Genomic DNA, 3,379 nt, shown 5'->3' on the forward strand with positions numbered 1-3,379 from the left:
ACCCGCGCGAGCATCTGTAAGGTGTCGTGTCCCGCGAGGTTGCGAATTTCCAACGTCGTTGACTTGAACAGCGACCGGGTTTGCCGATAGCGAATCGCGCAACCGCTGGAGTTCAGATCCACAATCTGACAGGGAATTTGATCGTCGCCTCCCAGCGGAGCAGGAACCAAAAGCCGGCATTGGATGTCGCGAACATCTTGCCCGCCGATCACTTGAAAGCGAGGCTCGTAGCGGTCATCGTCGGCCGTTGGGGGGACCGGAATCTTGTGTTTCGGTTTCTCCGCTGATCGTCGTGCGGGCGAATGAGTCCCGGAAGCTCCGGAGGTCGTGGTTGAAGCTGATGCTACGGTGGGCATGATTCGGCACTGGCGAGAGAAGGGGGGACCGAGGAAACCCTAGCATGCACGGTCCATCGCGCCGGCGGCATGATCGAGAACTCATTCGCTGACGCAATGGCCGTGACGTCCTCGGGCGATCTTGACGGTTGAAGAGACGCCCGAGGGCAATTCACGCCGTGGATCCGTTACACTGCGTCGAATGCGAGCGGTCCAAAACCGCAACTTGGTTTTGGTCCCGCCGACCCGTCACATCCCTGCTGAGCAACGCCCTGGAAATGCCCACTATGCGTCTTTTATTGTTAATCACCGCCCTTGTGCTGACGGCGGGTATCCCGCGAGTTGGCCTGGCCAAAACCCCCAACATTGTTTTTATCTTGGCGGATGATCTCGGCTACGGTGAACTCGGATGCTACGGCCAAGAGAAGATTCGTACACCGAACATCGACCGGCTCGCAAAGGACGGGATGCGGTTCCTGCAACACTACACCGGCGCGCCAGTCTGTGCTCCGGCGCGTTGCACCCTGATGACCGGCCAGCATCTGGGGCACGCCGAGATCCGGACCAACCGTGATTCCGGCAACGGGCGAATCTATCCCGGACAGTTTCCGATCACCGAACAGATCGTCACGATCGCCGAAGTGTTGCAAGACGCTGGCTATGCGACCGGTGCCTTCGGCAAATGGGGGCTCGGTCCGTCCAATACCACCGGTTCACCGATCAAGCAGGGATTTGATCGCTACTTCGGTTACAACTGCCAACGCAACGCCCACAGCTATTTTCCGCCATTCTTGGACAGCGACGAAAAAGAAGTTCTGATCAACAAGTACCCGATCCCCGGCCACGACCGCAAACCGGACGGAGAAGTGGTCGCGGACGACTATCGGGCGGAAACCTATGCACCGGATTTGATCCTGCAGGAGGCCGTCAAGTTTCTGGACAAGAACAAAGACAATCCGTTCTTCTTGTATTGCCCGTTCGTCGAACCGCACGTCGCCATGCAACCACCCCAAGAATGGATCGACAAGTATCCGACCGAGTGGGACGACCAACACGGACCCTATCGGGGCGAGAACGGTTACCTGCCCCACCCGCGGCCGAGAGCTGCGTACGCTGCGATGATCTCCGATTTGGATGAACACGTTGGGACCATCTTGGATCAACTGGACAAACACGGATTGACCGAAAACACCGTTGTGATTTTCACTTCTGACAACGGTCCGACGCACGGCAGCCGCAATCCCGAATTTCACGTCGGTGGAGCGGCCTGCACGTTCTTCAATTCCAACGGCGGATTGAAGGGTTACAAAGGAAGCTGCTACGAGGGCGGCATTCGCATCCCATGCCTGGTCCGCTGGCCCGGTCAGGTTGCCCAAGGCAGTGAAAATGATTTCCCGTCGTACTTCCCGGACTGGTTTCCCACGTTGGCCGAGATCGCCGGCGGCAAACTTCCCGAGCAACAAATACTTGACGGCGTCAGCTTGGTCGGTTTGATCCAGGGCAATGAAACGCAACGCAGCAAACCCTTGATTTGGAATTTCAACGGATACGGCGGAATCGTTGCGGTGCGAGATGGAGATTGGAAAGCGATTCGTCGCAACATCAACCAAAAACAAGCGGCCGATTGGGAACTTTACAACCTCGCAGACGACCCGGCGGAAACCAACGATCTGGCCAAGTCGCATCCGGATATCGTCAAGCGGCTCGAGCTGGCGTTCATCAATGACCGCACGTTCGAGCCCGATTTCCCGATGAAGATCTACGACGAACGTTAAACCGCCGCCGGCTCGCAGAACGCGACCAGGTTTGCGGTTTTTCGATTTGAGCCCGCACGCGTCAGCAAAGGGACCGCGCGGCGCCACTCGCTTGGCAAGTCCGACGTGCCATCGCTGGGATGACCGGATCCGATTGCGTTATCATGTCGGACCTGGTCAACCGTGATGAATTTCGTCGCCCTTTTGAACGAGCTTCTGCAATGCCAAACCCGTGGACTGGAACAGGAAACCCGTACACACGCGAAGAGGTGGTGGCGCGATTGCGCGCGACTCTTGATCGCGGCGAATCGATTCTCGCCGCGGGCGCCGGCATCGGCATCAGCGCCAAGTTTCTCGAGCAGGGCGGCGCGGATCTGATCATCATTTACAACTCCGGCCGTTTCCGAATGGCCGGTCATGGCAGCACCGCCGGCTTGATGGCCTACAGTGACGCCAATGCCGTGGCGATGGAGATCGGCGAGTACGAGGTATTGCCGATCGTGAAAGAAACACCGGTCATCTGCGGTGTCCACGCCTCCGACCCGCGACGGCGGATGTGGCATTGGTTGGGCAAAGTCAAAGAGATGGGTTTTTCCGGCGTCAATAACTTTCCGACCCACGCCATCGTCGACGGAAACTTTCGGCAGGTGTTGGAGGAAACCGGGATGAGTTTTTCCCACGAAGTCGAAATGGTCGCTTTGGCGAGCCAGATGGACCTTTTCAGCATCGTTTATGTCGCAACGGCCGAAGAGTCCGAGGCGATGGCCAAGGCGGGGGCCGACGCAATCATTGCCCACGTCGGCACCACGATCGGCGGCAGCATCGGCGTCACCGATGCCAGTTGTACGATCGAAGACGCTGCCAAACGCACGCAAGAGGTTTGTGATGCCGCAAAAAGTGTGCGTGACGACATCTTCTTGCTTTCCCACGGCGGTCCGATTTGTGGACCCGACGACGCCGCCTACATCAACCAACACACCGATGCGGTCGGCTTCGTCGGCGCGAGCAGTTTGGAACGCATTGCCTTTGAACAATCGTTGCTGAAACTGACGCGCGAGTTCAAGCAGATTCCGGTACGTTCGCGATGAAGACGATTGCCGTCCTCGGGACGTATGACACCAAGGGCGACGAGCTGGAGTTCGTTGCCCAGAAAATTCGTGACCAAGGTTTCGCGGTATTGACCATCGACGTGGGGACGGGCGAGCCGCCTCGCATCACGCCCGATGTCACACGCGACGAGTTGCTCTCGAGCATCGACGCGGATTTGAAGCCGATCGCCGGCGACCGCGG

Annotated in this window: 4 protein-coding genes; 3 read left to right on the forward strand and 1 reads right to left on the reverse strand. The window is 58.3% G+C overall.

What is annotated here, in order from left to right; all coding sequences use genetic code 11:
- Positions 1 to 356 (reverse strand): hypothetical protein (locus ABX749_RS26720; RefSeq protein ID WP_372898689.1); only part of this gene is annotated, 356 nt, incomplete at its 3' end.
- A 266-nt stretch (positions 357 to 622) separates the two neighbouring features.
- On the opposite strand from ABX749_RS26720, the gene ABX749_RS26725 reads away from it, so the two are divergent.
- The 3 genes from ABX749_RS26725 to ABX749_RS26735 all read left to right on the forward strand — a co-directional run.
- Positions 623 to 2,110, forward strand: coding sequence for an arylsulfatase (locus ABX749_RS26725; protein WP_372898690.1), 1,488 nt, complete (start codon positions 623 to 625; stop codon positions 2,108 to 2,110).
- A gap of 200 nt (positions 2,111 to 2,310) precedes the next feature.
- Positions 2,311 to 3,177 (forward strand): phosphoenolpyruvate hydrolase family protein, encoded by an 867-nt coding sequence (locus tag ABX749_RS26730; protein WP_372898691.1) that lies wholly within the window; start codon positions 2,311 to 2,313, stop codon positions 3,175 to 3,177.
- The coding region (locus ABX749_RS26735; protein WP_372898692.1) for a Tm-1-like ATP-binding domain-containing protein at positions 3,174 to 3,379 on the forward strand (206 nt) is incomplete at its 3' end. The genes ABX749_RS26730 and ABX749_RS26735, both read left to right, overlap by 4 nt.

It is taken from the genome of Stieleria sp. (genome assembly GCF_041595215.1).
Classification (GTDB): Bacteria; Planctomycetota; Planctomycetia; order Pirellulales; family Pirellulaceae; genus Stieleria; species Stieleria magnilauensis.